The organism is Halioxenophilus sp. WMMB6 (assembly GCF_033283405.1).
GTDB lineage: Bacteria > Pseudomonadota > Gammaproteobacteria > Pseudomonadales > Cellvibrionaceae > Halioxenophilus.
On the sequence record NZ_JAWMQR010000014.1, the window covers coordinates 66767 to 82677 of the forward strand.

Consider the following 15911-nt stretch of genomic DNA (forward strand, 5'->3'; position numbering starts at 1 on the left):
AGCTGCAAATTAAGCCATTTTTAATAAAAATAGTGTGTTAAATCAGTGGGTTGTAGAGGCGCTGTCGCCTCTAATCGGCGCGAATGGTAAATTCACAAAAGCACTAAAATGGTGTTGTTTATATTTATATGGATCATTATGGTGAATTAATGATCATTAATAATGATTACAAATGGTGCATAAGTGGATGCTTGTCGATTTAATTTGGGTTGTTTATTTTGCTTTTTGGTGAGATTAAAAATTGGGTTGGGTGAGATCATACTGAAAAATGAGTTATTTTGGTGCGAAATGAGGTTGTTTCGCTAGCTGCAGTTCTGCTGGGGTGTTGATATTAAAGAAGGGGTCTGCGTCACTTTGGGTGAAGTCGAGGATGCCGTGGCGGCACTGTTGCAGCCAGCCCAACAGGCTGGCTTTGGTGGTGGTTTGCAGGTGTTGCGCTAGGCGATCGCTCAGTTGGCTGGACCAGAGGCCAATGGTGGGGTGGATCTTGTTGTGGCTGGTCACCACCAAACACTCGGGCTTTAGCAGTTGCCAGGTGGTTAATAGCTGCGGCAGCAGGTTATCGGGCAGGAAGGGGGTGTCGCAAGGGCAGGTGAGTAGCAGGCTGTTGGGGTGTTGCTGGTGGCTCCACGCCAACGCCGCCAGAAGAGCTGGTAGTGGCCCGCCGTGATGGCTATTGGCGTCGGCGATGGTGGGCAAACCCAGTTGCAGGATCTCCGGCCGTTGATTGGCGCAGACCACCCACTGCTCGACCCCTTGCTGTTCTAATTTATCGATGGTGCGGGCCAGCAGGGTGCGGCCGTTGAGTGTCAGCAGCGGCTTGCATTGGTAGCCCAATCGGCGGCCTTCGCCTCCGGCCAATATTGCCGCATTGATGATCTCTCGTTTGATATTTATAGCTCCATTCGGTGATGTCTTGTTATCGCCTTAAGTTAAGCGGTGTAATATGAGCCCGGCTGCCGCGAGGTTTATGCAGCAGCTCGTCTGCCCAAGGAGTACCCATGACAGAAGATTTACACTCACTTCGCCGCGACTACAAGTTAGCAGAATTAAAACGCGAAGATTTGTGCGCTGACCCTATCGAGCAATTTGATCTCTGGTTAAAGCAGGTGATTGATGCGGGGATCAAGGATCCCACGGCAATGGTCGTGGCCACGGTCTCCGCCGATGGTCAGCCCTCCCTGAGGACGGTTCTATTGAAGCAGGTGGATCAGGCCGGGTTTGTCTTTTTTACCAACTATGCCAGCCGTAAGGCAGAAGAGATTGCAGCCAACCCCAAGGTTGGGCTGCTTTTCCCATGGCATTTCATGGATCGGCAGGTGAAGGTGTGTGGCACGGCCACCAAGGTGAGCGCTCTGGAGTCGCTGCAATACTTTGCCTCGCGCCCGGTGGAGAGCCAGTTGGCGGCCTGGGCATCGCGGCAAAGTAAGGCGATCACCTCCAAACAACTGTTGCTCGGTCAATTGGAGCGTATGAAGGCAAAGTTTGCCCACGGTCATATCCCCTTGCCGGATTTCTGGGGCGGTTTTCGGGTGGTGCCCCATGAGATCGAATTTTGGCAGGGCGGGGTGAGTCGCATGCATGACCGTTTCCAATACCGTTTGGATGATAAGGGCGAGTGGCAGATAGAGCGCTTGATGCCCTAGTGGGCTTTGGTTTTTCTGTGAGTGTGAGGTTGGCTATCGGTGGCTGCTGGGGCGGGTAACGTGACGGATGTAAATGAGGTATTGGCGGCTAGCAAAGTCTGGTTGCAGCAGGTGGTGATTGGCTTGGGGTTGTGCCCATTTGCCGCATCGCCCTGGCGCGAAGGCCGGGTTGAGATCGTGGTCAGCGAGGCCGTGGAGCCCGATGTCATTCTAACCGAGGTTGTGCAGCAGTTGCGGCGGCTGGAGGCAACCCCTGCAGCTGAGTTAGAGACCACCCTGCTGGTAGTGGCTAACGGTTTTGCCGATTTTGATGATTACAACCAGTTTTTGGATGTGGTGGATGCACTGCTTGAGGCCTACCATTGGCAGGGCATTTTCCAGGTGGCCAGTTTTCACCCCGACTATCAATTCGCCGGTGAGGCGCCCCAAGCACGCAGTAATCTAACCAACTGTGCGCCCTATCCTATATTCCATCTGTTGCGTGAGCAGAGCATCAGTGCGGTGGCTGAGCAGGTGGATGATCTCGAGGCCATCCCTGAGCGCAATATTGCCAAACTCGAAGCTATGCCTCTGGTTCAGTTGCAGGGGCTCTTTCCTTACATCAAGTGGTTGTTTGGCGCCTAGTCGGTTGGCTCGGCGGGCGGCATTTGATAGCGCTCGACAATGGCATTAATGGTGCCGTCAGCTTTTAAAGCCCGCAGTCGTTCATTGATCCACTGTTGGGTGGCCATGGGCACCTCTCTGCTCATGATCAGGGTGACCGGTGGTGCGTGATCCAAAGGGTAGTTGTAGAGGTGATTCGCCCCCAGGTGATACTTGCTGTTGACATAAGCCATGCGGGGGTAGTTGCCCAGATAGTAGTCGCCCCGGTGCCGCAGCAGTAATTCCATCGCGTGGCGCTGGTTTTTTGCTTCCAGTACGTTCATGCCCAGGGTTTTCAGTTGCTGTACCAGGTGGTCATACTGAAAGCCCTTTATCGTTACCAGTATCTTGTTTTTGATATCGACCTTTAACTGCTGAATCTGATTGGCTGGGTCGACGCTCATGAGGCTGTACTGATAGGGGAACAGGTCTATCTCAGACATCACCTGCTGGCTCCAGGAGGGATCGGACTGCCAGCTGCGAAAGCCGTAGGAGATCCAACAGCCTTTGCTGGCCTGATAGATGTCGCGTTTGATTCTGGGGGCGGGTTTGATCACCGTTTCCACTGTGATGCCGCTGTCGGCAAAGATGGCAAACACGATATCACTGATAATCCCTTTGGCGGGACCGCTGCCATGTGCTATCTGATACGGCTCGACTGCACCTTCATATATAAGATAGTTAATCGATTCGATTTCACTGGCCTGGGCAGGGGCAAGGAGGCCGGAAACCCAGAATAGGAGTGGCAGGAAGAGCAGGCTAAGCGAGAGAGTGCTGCGATTTTTGGGGGATTCGATCCCGCGCCTGAGATTTAAAGTGGTGAGGTGTTTAGTGGTCACGGTACAGCTATGGTCATCTATCAGTGGCGTCAAAATACTCTAGCAAGCTATTGGCTTGGTGGGGAGAGGATAGCCCAATACCTGTAACTTATAACAGTTTAACCGGTTGAAATCAGGCGCAAAGCGAGTAGAACCTCCAAATATAACGGTTTCCTAATGTGCATCCTTGCCGCTTTTGTCTGTGTTGCCGCGCCTGTCGCCTCAATTTTCTTGTTAACTCCCTTTCAGCTGACGCCTCCTACTTCCTCTGAGCCCACCAAAATGTTTTCAACCTGAAACATTACTGTAATAAACAGCCCTTACAGTACACCCAAATTTTGGTGTAACGGATTGATCTGCCCGCCTTAACAGGGACTCCGCAATTCCAATCAGCCATTTAGGCGCATCACTACCTTAGACAGACAACATCAATGAGGTGTCAATGAAACGGTCGCTAATCAACGGTTTAGCCGCGAGCGCACTGGTGCTTAGTTCGCTCACAGCCAAGGCGGCTGATGAGCTCGTAATTTACGTGTTCAAAGATGGCGAAGCGGCGGCTGACGTTTCGGTAGTGCTGGATGGTCAAACGCAAAAGCCGCTCAAGCAGGGTGGTGTTGCCACGTTTGATTTAGGCGAAGGCGGCCATAGCGTGCAGTTGATCCAAAATGGCCAAACCATTCACAGCTTCCGTTTTGACAGTGCCCTGGGCCAGTTAACCGATATCAATGTGGCCCTGTCGGCCGCCAGCAAGCCGAAGGTAGCGATCGAGTCTTTCTATAAAACCGAAACCGCGACTGAAAAAGCCAAGGCGCCTGCCGGTTTCCTACAGGGACAGATCAACTCAGCTGGCAGCCCCGTTGCCGGTGCAGAGATTACCGTTGATGGCACCAGCTACTCAGCTATCTCCGACGAAAACGGTCGCTACGAGTTGGAGTTGCCGCGTGGCCTGTACAACCTCTCCATTACTCACCCCGATATGCGTATGGTCGAGGCCAAAGATGTACGGGTGGTTTCCAATGTTACCAAGGGGTTGATGCTGACCATGCGTGCCAAGAGCGAAAGCTCGCCGTCGCTCAGTGTCGCCATGCCGCAGATTGAAGAGGTCACGGTACTCGCCAAGTACAACCCCAATGCCTTCGGCGAGAGTGAGCGCTTCTCGGCCAACGTACTGGATACCCTGGGTATTGAGCAGTTGGCCCGCTTTGGTGACAGCGAAGTTTCCGCCTCAGTGGTGCGTTTGCCTTCGGTTACCATTCAGGACGACAGCTTTGTCTTTATTCGTGGTTTGGGTGGGCGCTATGTGACCACCACGCTCAATGGCGCCACCATGCCAAGTACTAACCCCAACCGCCGTTCGGTACCGCTCGATCTTTTTCCCAGCAACATTGTCAGCCAGCTGGATGTTAAGAAGACCTTTTTGTCGGAGATGCCCGGTGAGAGTACTGGGGGTAATCTGGTTATCAACACCCGTACCTTCCCCGATGAGGGCGCCGGTAAGCTCTCATTTAAATTGGGTTACACCGATGGCTTGACTGGGGATACTGTCTACTCTGACCCTAGCTCTGGTGATTTTGATTATCTAGGGGTTGACGATGGTTCCCGTCGTGAGCCGCTCGATGTTGAAGCTATCTCCATTGTCCTCGACCCCGTATTGCAACTGGGTCTGGATCCAACCACCGACGATGGTCATGCGCTGGGTAATGATTTTGATGTGTTGTCCGATCAGGTGAAAACACAGCTGCGCCAGGTTGCTGCTTTGCGCTTGACCGATGGTTTGGATCTAGACACCACCACTGCTACACCCAAGGTTTCGCTGGGCGGCAACTTCGGCGATCTGTTCTACATCGGTGAAAGCGAGCTGGGTTACTTCGGTGCGGTTAACTATAAGAGTGGCTGGGCACAAAAAACTGATGGTGTCTCGCGCACCTACTCAGCCAGTGGCCGGGATGTGCGTGATGACTTCGCCTTTGAAGAGTCAGCCCTACAGGTTGATGTGAGTGCACTACTCTCGGTTGGCTTGAATGTTGGTAATAACTCCTACACCTCCAACAGCATTGTTTCTCGTGTAACAGAGAACAGTGTTCGAGTTAAAGATGGTGACGACGGCGATTCCGGTAAAACGGTATATGGTTACAGCATCGATTGGGAAGAGCGGCAGTATCTGTCTGAGCAAGTTACCGGTGAGCACTTCCTGGACGACGCAGGTGATTTCACTACTGAGTGGCAGGCGACTGTCAGCCAGACCCGCCGTTATGCTCCTGACCGCCGTGAAGTTCTGTTTACCGAGGAGGTTGTTGGCCAGCCCTACTCTCTGACCTTGTCCAATTTACTGCGTCGTTTCGACGACATGTACGAATACAACTACGACGTCTCCAACAACTACGATTGGACTATTTCCAGTGGTGGTGATTTTGATCAGACGGCTAAGTTTGGTTGGCAGTACATCTACCGCGAGCGAGATTCTAAGTCTTCCACCTACGGTTTGACCTACACCGGCAGCGACCCCGATTTTGATCTGGCCGAAAATCGTCTGGTCTCGGATGTGGTTAATCAGGACAACATAACCGGTGACCCGGCAACTGGTCTGGCCTTTATTGATCGTACTCTGGCAAGTGACAGCTACAAGTCCGATATGACCATGACCAACGCCTTCCTCTCATACGATCTTCTGCTGAACAGCCAATTCCAATTTGTGTTGGGTGTGCGTTGGGAAGATTTTGAAATGGAGACCAATACCTTCAACCTGACTACGGGCGAGCCCACCGGTAAAGATAGTCCGTTGGAAGATGATGTCTGGTTGCCGTCGATCAACTTTAACTGGCTCTACTCAGAGCAACAGCAAATCCGATTGGCTTTCTCAAAAACTGTAAGCCGTCCGGATTTTAAAGAGCGCTCTAATGCGACCTTTTACGATAAAGAGCTGGACGCCCGGGTACGCGGTAATCCACAGCTGGCAATTTCTGAAGTGCTCAACGCCGATTTACGTTGGGAATACTACTGGAACGATACCGAAAACGTCAGTGTGGCCTTCTTCTACAAAGACTTCAGTGACCCGATTGAGCGTATTGTTCAAACGGCTTCCGGTACCGCCGGCAACACGCGAACGTTTGAAAACGCGGTTGATGGTCAGTTGTCTGGTGTTGAGGTGGATGGACGTATCGATTTTGCGTTGAACGAATCACTTTCTCAATCGCTTTTCGTCGCTGGCAACGTCAGTTTAATTGATTCCGAGGTGACCACGCTGGATGGCAAAACTGCCGATTTCCAAGGCGCTCCGGAATATACCTTCAACCTGATTCTGGGTTGGGACGATCTGGCCAATGACCAGGAGCTGACCGTCCTCTTTAACCAGAACGGTAAGACGGTAATAGACCGCGGTGTGAGTGGCCGGGCCGATATTGTTAAAGAGCCTATTGCGGACCTGAATATCAATTACAAAAAAGGCTTCGCGGAAGATTTCAACTTCAGTATGAAGCTGAAAAACATTTTGAATTCGGATGTTGAATTGACCCAAGACGGCAAAATTTATCAATCCTACAAAAAAGGTGTCGAGTTTGAAGCCGGCATCGACTGGAATTTCTAACGACAGAGCAGTTGGAAAAAGCAAGACCTAAAACTTACTTTAAAATACGTGACATGCTAGGAGATGTTATGGAACTTAAGAAACTAGTGCTGGCAACAGCAGTATTTGGCGCTCTGGGCGGGTTATACGGCTGCTCTGGAGACGAAAAAGCGATCATTACTATCGATGATAACAGCGTTACCACCGATAACAGCACCACCACCACTACGACTACCACGAACACTGGTACCGATACCGCCAACGCTGGCTTTTACGATGATGAAGCTGCTATTGCTGCTTCTATTGCGGCTATCCCCAACTCGTTCGAGAAGACCGTTTCCATTATCAACCCAGCGACTGGTGATGAGGTTGCGGTAACTGCTGTGCAGCTGCCTTCTTCAATTGTTGTTGACGTAACTCTGGACGCAGACGTTCTCTATTACATGGCCGATCGCGTTACTGTGGGTAATGGTAATGAGTCTATGTCTGACACCGATGGTACTCTGGCTGATAGCTCTGCCGTGCTGAACGTAACCATGACCATCGAAGCAGGTACTCGCGTACTGGCTGCCAAAAGCACCTTCGCCAACCTGTTGATTACTCGCGGTTCAAAAATCATGGCAGAAGGTACTGCCGACGCTCCGATTATCTTCTCCTCTGATGATACCGACTTCGACGGTTCCAGTGAGTGGGGCGGACTCATCATTCATGGTTACGGCCTGCACAACGAGTGTGCTTATCCTGCTACTCCAACCGCATGTAACATTGACGCCGAAGGTGAATCTGGATTCTCTGGTGGCCACGACAATACCGACAGCAGCGGTGTGTTGAAATACGTTGTTCTGGCTGAGGGTGGTTATGAGTTCGCTCCTGGTGACGAAATCAACGGTATCTCACTGGTTGCCGTTGGTTCCGGTACTGAAATGGATTACATACAAGTACACAATAACTCTGATGACGGTATCGAGTTCTTCGGTGGCGCGGTTAGTGCCAAGCACTTGGTATTGACCGGCAACCAGGATGACACTCTGGACTGGGATGAAGGCTACGTTGGTAACCTGCAATATGTTCTGGCTATTCAGTCTGCTGCCACTAATGGTAATACTATCGAAGCAGATACCTTTGGTAGTGCTGACTTCCTGTCTGAGCCAACCATCATGAACGCCACCTTCATCGGTAATGGTTCGCAAACCTACCTGCACCGTTTGAAAGAGGGTACTGGTGCTTACATTCACAGCTCTATCATGACTGGTGCCAGCGGTACTATCGATACCTGTATCGATATGCAAGGTGCGGATGCAATTGCCAACGCTTCTAACGGTTCTATCATCTACAACCAAATTATTGCGGATTGTACCACCTTCGAAGAAGCTGATGGTGTAGCCACTACCGCTTTGGTTGATAGCGGCCAAGCCACTGCCATCTCTTCAGTTGCAGCATCTCTGGACAGCAACTATGCCTCCACGGCTGCCGAAGCCACTGGTGTTTCTGCGGTGACTGCGTCTGACTACAGCAGTGTTGCCAATGATGCATTCTTTGATGCTACTACTTTCATTGGTGCAGTTAACCCGGATGGTTCTGACCTGTGGTTCCAAGGTTGGATTTTGGATGGTTCACTTTAATTGCCAGCCAGTTAAAGTAGAGCAAAGCCTTGCCTAATGGTGAGGCAAAAAAATCCCCGCAATAGCGGGGATTTTTTATTTATGGGAAGGGTTATTTGATATTAACGTTGCCGCTAACGGTGGAGATGCTGATATCGCCATCGGCGTCGCCTACAGAAAATTCCAGTGAGTTGCCCATCCAGCGTTGTCGGTCTGGTTTGTCTTCGGTTAAATCGTTGGTAATGTCACCGCTCATGGTTTCAATTTCGATTTTGGCGCTAAGGACACTCAAAAATGAGACGTCGATATCGCCGCTGACAGCGTTATATTTTAAATGTGGGCGTTTGTCGGTGTGAGTTTTGGTATCGATATCACCGGAGACAGAATTAAATTCGCCCTCGGCTAACTCTCCCATATTGTTAACCTGTATATCACCTTGTACTGATTCCAGTTCGATGCGGGTGGCGAAGCCGTTATAGTCGATGTCGCCGCTGACCGACTCGGCGAAAACAATACCTTCGTGATCCTCAATGACAACGTCGCCATTGACGGTTTCCAGATCCAGGCGCGAGCGATTACCTGTTATTTCGATATCGCCGCTCACTGTTTCAATTTCAATTTCGCCGGTAACCGCGCTAATTTTAAAGTCGGTGGAAAACCCCTCTGCGTCGATGTTGGCTTTGATGGGCATATAGATGGTGAGGTTGCTGCCACGGCTTCGGCCCCAGCGGTCGTCCCATTCGGCTGGGTGGGAGGGGGAGTCGACCACAATTTTTACCGAGTTGCCCTTGACTTCAAAAACAAACTTCTCGGTTTGGTCGTCCAGTCTGCCTTGTACACCCACTTGGTTTTTGTCCCAGCTTTTTATGGTGATTGAGCCGCGCACATTGTCGATGTGGACCGTGGGGCTGCTGCTGGTCTCTTTTACTTCATCTACATCCAGGTTGGGCAATGTGTCGTTTGCCGCGTACACCATAGCGGGTATCGCCAAAGCAATTAGGTAGGCTAGTTTGTTCATTGCGTTATCCTCAAAGCGCTGTGGTGTTGGCTCGGTTAAGAAGATTGATCTGTTGTTTGGAGAGGTCTAAAAACTGCCGGTTAAGCACCGGATCATTGGGGGCGGTCTTCAGGGCATTTTGTATTTGCGCCAAGGCGGCCTCGATGATGGCGAGATTCTCTCGAATAACGATCTGCTGTTGTGCCTGGGCACAACTTTGTGCCATTTGGTAGCTCACGGTTTGAGTTGCCAGGGCGGTGTCGGTGTGCGCCGGTTGATACTCGGCGCCGGCTAGCTGCTGGCGTAACTCCTGATTTTGCAGTTGACTGAATAGGGCGCTGGCCAGGCCAAGCACGCCCACCAATAATGAAGCCGCCAGGCTGGTGTTGCGCCACCAACCCGGGCCCGAGTGACTGGGAATGCGTGCCTGGATTTCTGGCCACAAGTCGTTCTGCGGTGCTAATTGGCTCGGCAGTTTGGCGAGCAGCTGGTCGAGCTGCTGGTCGCCGATGGTCTGTTTGTTACTCTCTTTCATAGGCTTTGCTATAGGTTGATTGTGAGTACAAGTCGTTGCCTGGATTTTGCTTCCGCTGCTTTAGGCCAACCAGGTTTTTAACGCTGATCGTGCTCTATGCAGTTGTGCCTTACTGGTGCCAACGGCGATGTTGAGCATGTCGGCGATCTCCTCATGGGTGTAGCCCTCAAGGCTATAAAGCACCAATACTGTTCGTGCGCCATCGGGTAGCTTGTGCATGGCCTTCTCCAGATCGCCGTCCAGGTCCAGGGGACGGTCACTTTCGCCAAGTTCGGCTACTGTTTCGATATCATCCTCAAATTTGGCTTTGCTGCGCCGTAAGCTGGAGAGCACTAAGTTGGCCGTTACCCGGTAGAGCCAGGTTCCGAACTGGCTTTCACCCTTGAAGCTGGAGAGTTTGTTCCAGGCGCGCACAAAAGCATCCTGACAGAGATCCTCTGCCCAGTGGCGATCTCCGCACAATCGCAAGGAGAGGGCGTAGACACGGCCGTGATGCAGTCGGTAGAGCTGCTCAAAGGCTTTGCTGTCACCCTTTTGTGCTGCCTTTACCAGTTTCTGTTCGAATCTGTCCAATGGGGTTTCCGGATATCCTTTTTTGACTTTGACGACAGGGCGGAATGCTTTGGTTTACTGGTAGGACTAAAAAAGTTTGGTGGGGAAAATTCGCTGATGGGTGCGAAAACAAAAAAGCTGGCATAAAGCCAGCTTTTCTGCGGTTGAGCGTGTAAGGCTTAACCTGGGTAGTCGCGTTTGGGGTAACCGGTGTAGAGCTGACGTGGGCGGCCAATTTTGTAGGCGCCGCTGATCATCTCGTTCCAGTGGGCAATCCAACCAACAGTACGACCGGTGGCGAAGATCACGGTGAACATTTCGGTAGGGATACCAATGGCCTTCATGATGATGCCGGAGTAGAAGTCGACGTTCGGGTAGAGTTTCTTCTCAACGAAGTAGGGGTCTTCCAGAGCGATCTCTTCCAGGCGTTTGGCAACCGCCAGTAGTGGATCGTTGATGCCGAGTTCAGCCAGAACGTCGTCACAGGTGGCTTTCATTACTTTGGCGCGTGGGTCGAAGTTTTTGTAGACACGGTGACCAAAGCCCATCAGTCGGAAAGGATCGTCTTTGTCTTTGGCTTTGGCGACAAACTTGTCGATATTTTCTACGCTGCCAATCTCTTCCAGCATGTCGAGAACCGCTTCGTTAGCGCCGCCGTGTGATGGCCCCCAAAGGGCGGTGATGCCAGAGGCGATACAGGCAAACGGGTTGGCGCCGGAGGAGCCGGCCAGTCGGACGGTGGAAGTGGAGGCGTTTTGCTCGTGGTCGGCGTGCAGCAGGAAGATTTTGTCCATTGCTTTGGCCAGAACCGGGCTCACTTCAGGATCTTCACAAGGGGTGCCAAACATCATGTGCAGGAAGTTTTCGGCGTAGCCCATTTTGTTGTTGGGGTACATGAAAGGTTGGCCGAGATGATGTTTGTAACACATGGCTGCCAGAGTAGGCATTTTGGCGATCAGGCGGTGAGCAGAGATGGCGCGGTGTTCGGGGTTGGTGATGTCTAAGGAGTCGTGGTAGAAGGAGGCCAGGGCGCCGACGGCACCACACATCATCGACATCGGGTGAGCGTCATGGGTAAATCCGCGGAAAAAGCGGGACATGGACTCTTTCACCATGGTGTGGTGAGTGATGATGTCTACAAATTCGTCTTTTTCTTCGGGGGTTGGCAATTCGCCATTAAGGAGGAGGTAGCAGGTTTCGAGGTAGTCGGATTTTTCGGCTAGCTGCTCAATGGGATAACCCCGGTGGAGCAAAATTCCGTTGTCACCATCAATATAAGTAATTTTAGATTCACAGGCGGCTGTTGAAACAAACCCTGGATCATAAGTGAAGAAACCTTTGGCGGTCAGCCCGCGCACATCAATAACATCAGGGCCGGTGGAGCCTGCATAGACTGGCAGTTCCATTTTTTCGTCCAAACCCTCGACCGTAAGGTAAGCTTTCTTATCAGTCATAACGGACTCCTGTTTCAGCAATTAGATAAAGCCTGTAGGCTGCACAACATTCAAACCTATTCTATACCACAGCCTTTTTAGTAAAGCCATGCTTGGATAGGTCCGGTATAACCTTGACTAGGTGTGAGTAAAACCCAACAAGGGGATAAGGGTGGGTGGCCCCGCTGGGGCAAAAGCACTATACGGTCCTCGGCGCGAATGTCAATTGGCGCACGAAACATGCTGTCTTTCTGACTATTCCTCCCGGCTGCTATGGGTACAAAAATTACCCAGCTGTTTGGGGCTATTCAATATACACAATTGTTCTGCTGGTTTAGCGGCCAGGGAGTCCCTCAATATAGAACTAGAGCGAGGATTTTCAGGCGATCACGTAGGGATTGCCAGGCTTGGCATTTGCCTGAAGCATTGATGGTTGCCCGGCAGGGGAGGGGGGTGTTGTTGTTGGGTGCTTGTGCTGGGATGGCTGGTCTGCTGTTGGTTGGTATATATAAAGAAGCAAGAGAAAAGCATGGCTGGGATTTGGGTAACCGGGACAATCGTTGAGCCTGTGGATAACCGGTTAAATACTTATTAAAGCCTGGATGGCGTTGGTTATATTTGCTATATGGCTTCCAGATCCAATTGTAATTTCGAAGTCATATATCTATAATTTCGCGCGGTCTTTAGAGGGGGTGCACTCGGCTCTCTCTGAGTTTTTCATTGTGGAATTGGTGGAATAATGAGCGTTATTCTTCGGTCAACCCTGCAATGCGACTCGTCCCACCGGCGTGGCAGAACAGCCTTTCCCGAATCGGCTGCCAACTAGGTAGCGAAATAAAAAGGTAGCATTAACCGTGAACAAAAACAGACCTGTAAATCTCGACATATCCACGATTCGCCTTCCCATTACCGCTTATGTTTCTATTTTGCACCGTGTTTCCGGCGTCATTTTGTTTGGCGTTGTTGCGTTGCTGTTATGGACACTCAATGCAAGCTTGAGTTCAGAAGAGAGCTTTGTAGAGCTGGCGGACGTTCTGGGAAGCCCTCTGGTTAAATTCATCGTTTGGGCCAGTTTGTCGGCTTTAGCCTATCACCTGGTTGCCGGTGTTCGTCACCTGATCATGGATATCGGCATCGGTGAGAGCAAAGAAGGTGGCCTGATGGGCGCCAAATTAGTAGCGATTTTCGCCGCAGTATTGATTGTTTTATTGGGGGTCTGGGTATGGTAACAGCAGTCACTAGTTTTGGTCGCAGCGGCCTGTACGATTGGTTGATTCAACGGGTTAGTGCCGTTGTTCTCGCGGCCTACACCATCTTTTTGGTGTTATACGTTCTTCTTCATCCAGAGCTGGATTACGGCCAGTGGAAATCGCTCTACGAACAGCTGTGGATGCGAGTTTTTAGCCTGGTAACTCTGGTTTCAATAATTGTTCATGCCTGGATTGGTCTGTGGTCGGTGCTGACTGACTACCTCACAGCGCGCACCATGGGTGCCAAGGCTGTGGTGGCGCGCGTGCTTTTGCAGGTGATCCTGGGTGCTGTAGCTGTAACCTACACCGTTTGGGGTGTAGAGATTTTGTGGGGACTCTAAATCATGGCAAACATGCGAACTATCTCATTTGATGGCATTGTGATTGGCGGCGGTGGTGCCGGCATGCGTGCTGCCCTGCAAATGGCTCAGTCCGGTTTTAAAACGGCAGTAATTACCAAAGTATTTCCTACTCGCTCGCACACGGTCTCTGCTCAGGGTGGTATCACCTGTGCGATCGCCAGTGCTGACCCGAACGACGATTGGCGCTGGCACATGTACGATACCGTTAAAGGCTCCGACTACATCGGTGACCAGGACGCTATCGAGTACATGTGTTCTGTAGGCCCAGAAGCGGTATTCGAACTGGAGCACATGGGTTTGCCATTCTCCCGTACCGAAGAAGGCCGTATCTATCAGCGTCCGTTCGGTGGTCAATCTAAAGATTTCGGTAAGGGTGGCCAGGCTGCCCGTACCTGTGCCGCCGCCGACCGTACCGGTCACGCGTTGCTGCACACGCTCTATCAAACCAACATCAAAAACAACACCGTATTCCTGAACGAGTGGTTCGCTGTTGATCTGGTGAAAAACCAGGATGGCGTAGTGACTGGTGTGATTGCTATCTGCATCGAAACCGGTGAGACCGTCTACGTAAAATCCAAAGCGACCGTATTCGCCACCGGTGGTGCCGGCCGAATTTTCGCCTCTACCACTAACGCCCACATCAATACTGGTGACGGTGTCGGTATGGCTCTGCGTGCTGGTGTACCGGTGCAGGATATCGAAATGTGGCAGTTCCACCCGACTGGTATCGCCGGTGCTGGTGTACTGGTCACTGAGGGTTGCCGCGGTGAAGGTGGCTACCTGATCAATAAGGACGGCGAGCGCTTCATGGAGCGTTACGCACCTAACGCCAAAGACCTGGCTGGCCGCGACGTAGTGGCTCGCTCCATGGTGTTGGAGATCATCGAAGGCCGCGGTTGCGGTCCGGAAGGTGACCATGTATTCCTGAAGCTCGACCACCTGGGTGAAGAGGTTCTGGAGAGCCGTCTGCCTGGTATTTGTGAGCTGTCTCGTACCTTTGCTCACGCCGACCCGGTTAAGGTGCCAATCCCTGTCGTGCCTACTTGTCACTACATGATGGGTGGTATCCCAACCAACATCCATGGCCAGGCACTAACTCAAGATGCCAACGGCAACGATGTTGTCATTCCTGGCCTCTACGCCTGTGGTGAGATCGCCTGTGTATCGGTACACGGTGCCAACCGTCTGGGTGGTAACTCCCTGCTTGACCTGGTGGTCTTCGGTCGTGCTTCTGGTCTCTTTATTGAGAAAGCGCTGCGTGAAGGCATCGAAATGCGCGACGCCAGCGACACCGATATCGATGCGGCTATGGCTCGTCTGAACAAGGTGAACGGTTCCAGCGAAGGCGAAAACGCCGCAGTCTTGCGCAAAGAGCTGCAAACCATCATGCAGAACCACTTCGGTGTATTCCGTCGTGGCGACTACATGCAGGAAGGTATTAACAAGCTGGCGTCACTGCGTGAGCGTATCGAAAACGTCTATCTGGCCGACAAGAGCAACGCGTTCAACACTGCCCGTCTGGAAGCTCTTGAGTTGCAAAACCTGCTTGAGACCGCTGAAGCCACTGCCATTGCGGCAGAGGTGCGCACAGAGTCCCGTGGTGCCCACGCGCGTGAAGATTTCCAAGAGCGCGACGATGAAAACTGGCTGTGCCACTCTATGTTCTTCCCCGGCGAGAAACGCGTTGGTAAGCGTGCCGTTAACTTTGCGCCTAAAACCGTTGAACGGTTTGAGCCGAAAGTCCGTACTTACTAATTTTGGGAGTAATAGATATGTTGAAAGTTGAGGTTTATCGTTACAACCCCGATACGGACGAAGTGCCTTACATGAAGGCGTACGAAGTCGATACCGGTGGCAAGGATCTGATGGTCCTTGACGTGCTCGAGTTGATCAAGGCTCAGGATCCAAGCCTGGCTTTCCGACGCTCCTGTCGGGAAGGTGTGTGTGGCTCTGACGGTGTGAACATTAACGGTGTTAACGGTTTGGCCTGTGTTAAAGCGCTTTCTGAGTGCGTTAAAAACAACAAACTGATTCTGCGTCCACTGCCTGGTCTGCCGGTCATCCGCGATCTGGTGATCGATATGACTCAATTCTACGATCAGTACAAGAAGATTGAGCCCTATCTGCAGAACAACTCCCCGGCACCGGCCATTGAGCGTCTGCAATCCCCTGAAGAGCGCGCCAAGCTGGACGGCCTGTACGAGTGTATTCTCTGCGCCTGCTGCTCTACCAGCTGCCCCTCATTCTGGTGGAACCCCGATAAATTCATCGGCCCGGCCGGTTTATTGCAGGCTTACCGCTTCCTGGCAGACAGCCGCGATACTGAAACCGCCAAACGTCTGGCCAATTTGGATGACCCGTTCAGCGTATTCCGTTGCCACGGTATCCAAAACTGCGTACAGGTTTGTCCGAAAGGTTTGAACCCAACCCGCGCAATTGGCCATATCCGCAATATGCTGCTTAGTTCAGCAACCTAATTGGCCCATCTCGTACCAAGGTCGAGTGGCCCTTTA

14 protein-coding genes are annotated in these 15911 nt (G+C 51.8%); 8 read left to right on the top strand and 6 right to left on the bottom strand.

What is annotated here, in order from left to right:
* Positions 1 to 273 precede the first annotated feature (273 nt).
* Positions 274 to 861, bottom strand: coding sequence for a molybdenum cofactor guanylyltransferase (locus SBL51_RS22555; protein ID WP_317933458.1), 588 nt, complete (start codon positions 859 to 861; stop codon positions 274 to 276).
* Positions 862 to 1001: 140 nt separating this feature from the next.
* Between SBL51_RS22555 and pdxH the strand changes: the two genes are divergently transcribed.
* Positions 1002 to 1646 carry a pyridoxamine 5'-phosphate oxidase gene (gene pdxH, locus SBL51_RS22560; protein ID WP_317933459.1) on the top strand — a complete coding sequence of 215 codons (645 nt, stop codon included), beginning with the start codon at positions 1002 to 1004 and terminating at the stop codon, positions 1644 to 1646.
* 60 nt (positions 1647 to 1706) lie between these two features.
* A complete protein-coding gene (locus tag SBL51_RS22565) occupies positions 1707 to 2270 on the top strand; it encodes a DUF1415 domain-containing protein (protein ID WP_317933460.1) in 564 nt (187 codons plus the stop codon).
* Here SBL51_RS22565 and SBL51_RS22570 read toward each other — a convergent pair.
* A complete protein-coding gene (locus SBL51_RS22570) occupies positions 2267 to 3127 on the bottom strand; it encodes a transporter substrate-binding domain-containing protein (protein WP_317933461.1) in 861 nt (286 codons plus the stop codon). The two genes, SBL51_RS22565 and SBL51_RS22570, sit on opposite strands and share 4 nt — an antisense overlap.
* A gap of 421 nt (positions 3128 to 3548) precedes the next feature.
* Here SBL51_RS22570 and SBL51_RS22575 point away from each other — a divergent pair, with 421 nt between their 5' ends.
* Both SBL51_RS22575 and SBL51_RS22580 read left to right on the top strand, forming a co-directional pair.
* Positions 3549 to 6689 (top strand): TonB-dependent receptor, encoded by a 3141-nt coding sequence (locus SBL51_RS22575; protein WP_317933462.1) that lies wholly within the window; start codon positions 3549 to 3551, stop codon positions 6687 to 6689.
* Between the two features lie 68 nt (positions 6690 to 6757).
* Positions 6758 to 8290, top strand: a complete 1533-nt coding sequence (locus SBL51_RS22580; RefSeq protein WP_317933463.1) for a hypothetical protein — start codon at positions 6758 to 6760, stop codon at positions 8288 to 8290.
* Positions 8291 to 8381: 91 nt separating this feature from the next.
* Here SBL51_RS22580 and SBL51_RS22585 read toward each other — a convergent pair whose 3' ends face one another.
* From SBL51_RS22585 to gltA, 4 genes are all read right to left on the bottom strand, one after another.
* Positions 8382 to 9287 (bottom strand): DUF4097 family beta strand repeat-containing protein, encoded by a 906-nt coding sequence (locus SBL51_RS22585; protein WP_317933464.1) that lies wholly within the window; start codon positions 9285 to 9287, stop codon positions 8382 to 8384.
* Between the two features lie 10 nt (positions 9288 to 9297).
* On the bottom strand, positions 9298 to 9801 hold the full coding sequence (locus tag SBL51_RS22590; RefSeq protein ID WP_317933465.1) for a hypothetical protein: 504 nt from the start codon (positions 9799 to 9801) through the stop codon (positions 9298 to 9300).
* Positions 9802 to 9861: 60 nt separating this feature from the next.
* Positions 9862 to 10374 (bottom strand): RNA polymerase sigma factor, encoded by a 513-nt coding sequence (locus tag SBL51_RS22595; protein ID WP_317933466.1) that lies wholly within the window; start codon positions 10372 to 10374, stop codon positions 9862 to 9864.
* A gap of 158 nt (positions 10375 to 10532) precedes the next feature.
* The gene (gltA, locus tag SBL51_RS22600; RefSeq protein WP_317933467.1) at positions 10533 to 11807 is read right to left on the bottom strand and encodes a citrate synthase; all 1275 of its coding nucleotides are present in this window, start codon (positions 11805 to 11807) and stop codon (positions 10533 to 10535) included.
* An 833-nt stretch (positions 11808 to 12640) separates the two neighbouring features.
* On the opposite strand from gltA, the gene sdhC reads away from it, so the two are divergent.
* From sdhC to SBL51_RS22620, 4 genes are read left to right on the top strand one after another with little or no spacing between them, the layout of a single operon-like run.
* Complete coding sequence (gene sdhC / locus SBL51_RS22605; RefSeq protein ID WP_317933468.1) at positions 12641 to 13015, top strand: succinate dehydrogenase, cytochrome b556 subunit; 375 nt, start codon at positions 12641 to 12643, stop codon at positions 13013 to 13015.
* Positions 13009 to 13377, top strand: a complete 369-nt coding sequence (sdhD, locus tag SBL51_RS22610; RefSeq protein ID WP_317933469.1) for a succinate dehydrogenase, hydrophobic membrane anchor protein — start codon at positions 13009 to 13011, stop codon at positions 13375 to 13377. The genes sdhC and sdhD overlap by 7 nt, the downstream gene beginning before the upstream one ends.
* Positions 13378 to 13389: 12 nt before the next feature.
* A complete protein-coding gene (gene sdhA / locus SBL51_RS22615) occupies positions 13390 to 15153 on the top strand; it encodes a succinate dehydrogenase flavoprotein subunit (RefSeq protein ID WP_317933480.1) in 1764 nt (587 codons plus the stop codon).
* A 17-nt stretch (positions 15154 to 15170) separates the two neighbouring features.
* A complete protein-coding gene (locus SBL51_RS22620) occupies positions 15171 to 15875 on the top strand; it encodes a succinate dehydrogenase iron-sulfur subunit (protein ID WP_317933470.1) in 705 nt (234 codons plus the stop codon).
* Positions 15876 to 15911: the final 36 nt, after the last annotated feature.

What these genes read in the sequence shown, in the direction of transcription:
- pdxH (WP_317933459.1), top strand. Translation starts at nt 1,002, where the DNA reads ATGACAGAAGATTTACACTCACTTCGCCGCGACTACAAGTTAGCAGAA.
- SBL51_RS22575 (WP_317933462.1), top strand. Translation starts at nt 3,549, where the DNA reads ATGAAACGGTCGCTAATCAACGGTTTAGCCGCGAGCGCACTGGTGCTT.
- SBL51_RS22580 (WP_317933463.1), top strand. Translation starts at nt 6,758, where the DNA reads ATGGAACTTAAGAAACTAGTGCTGGCAACAGCAGTATTTGGCGCTCTG.
- SBL51_RS22585 (WP_317933464.1), bottom strand. Translation starts at nt 9,287, where the DNA reads ATGAACAAACTAGCCTACCTAATTGCTTTGGCGATACCCGCTATGGTG.
- SBL51_RS22590 (WP_317933465.1), bottom strand. Translation starts at nt 9,801, where the DNA reads ATGAAAGAGAGTAACAAACAGACCATCGGCGACCAGCAGCTCGACCAG.
- gltA (WP_317933467.1), bottom strand. Translation starts at nt 11,807, where the DNA reads ATGACTGATAAGAAAGCTTACCTTACGGTCGAGGGTTTGGACGAAAAA.
- sdhD (WP_317933469.1), top strand. Translation starts at nt 13,009, where the DNA reads ATGGTAACAGCAGTCACTAGTTTTGGTCGCAGCGGCCTGTACGATTGG.
- sdhA (WP_317933480.1), top strand. Translation starts at nt 13,390, where the DNA reads ATGCGAACTATCTCATTTGATGGCATTGTGATTGGCGGCGGTGGTGCC.
- SBL51_RS22620 (WP_317933470.1), top strand. Translation starts at nt 15,171, where the DNA reads ATGTTGAAAGTTGAGGTTTATCGTTACAACCCCGATACGGACGAAGTG.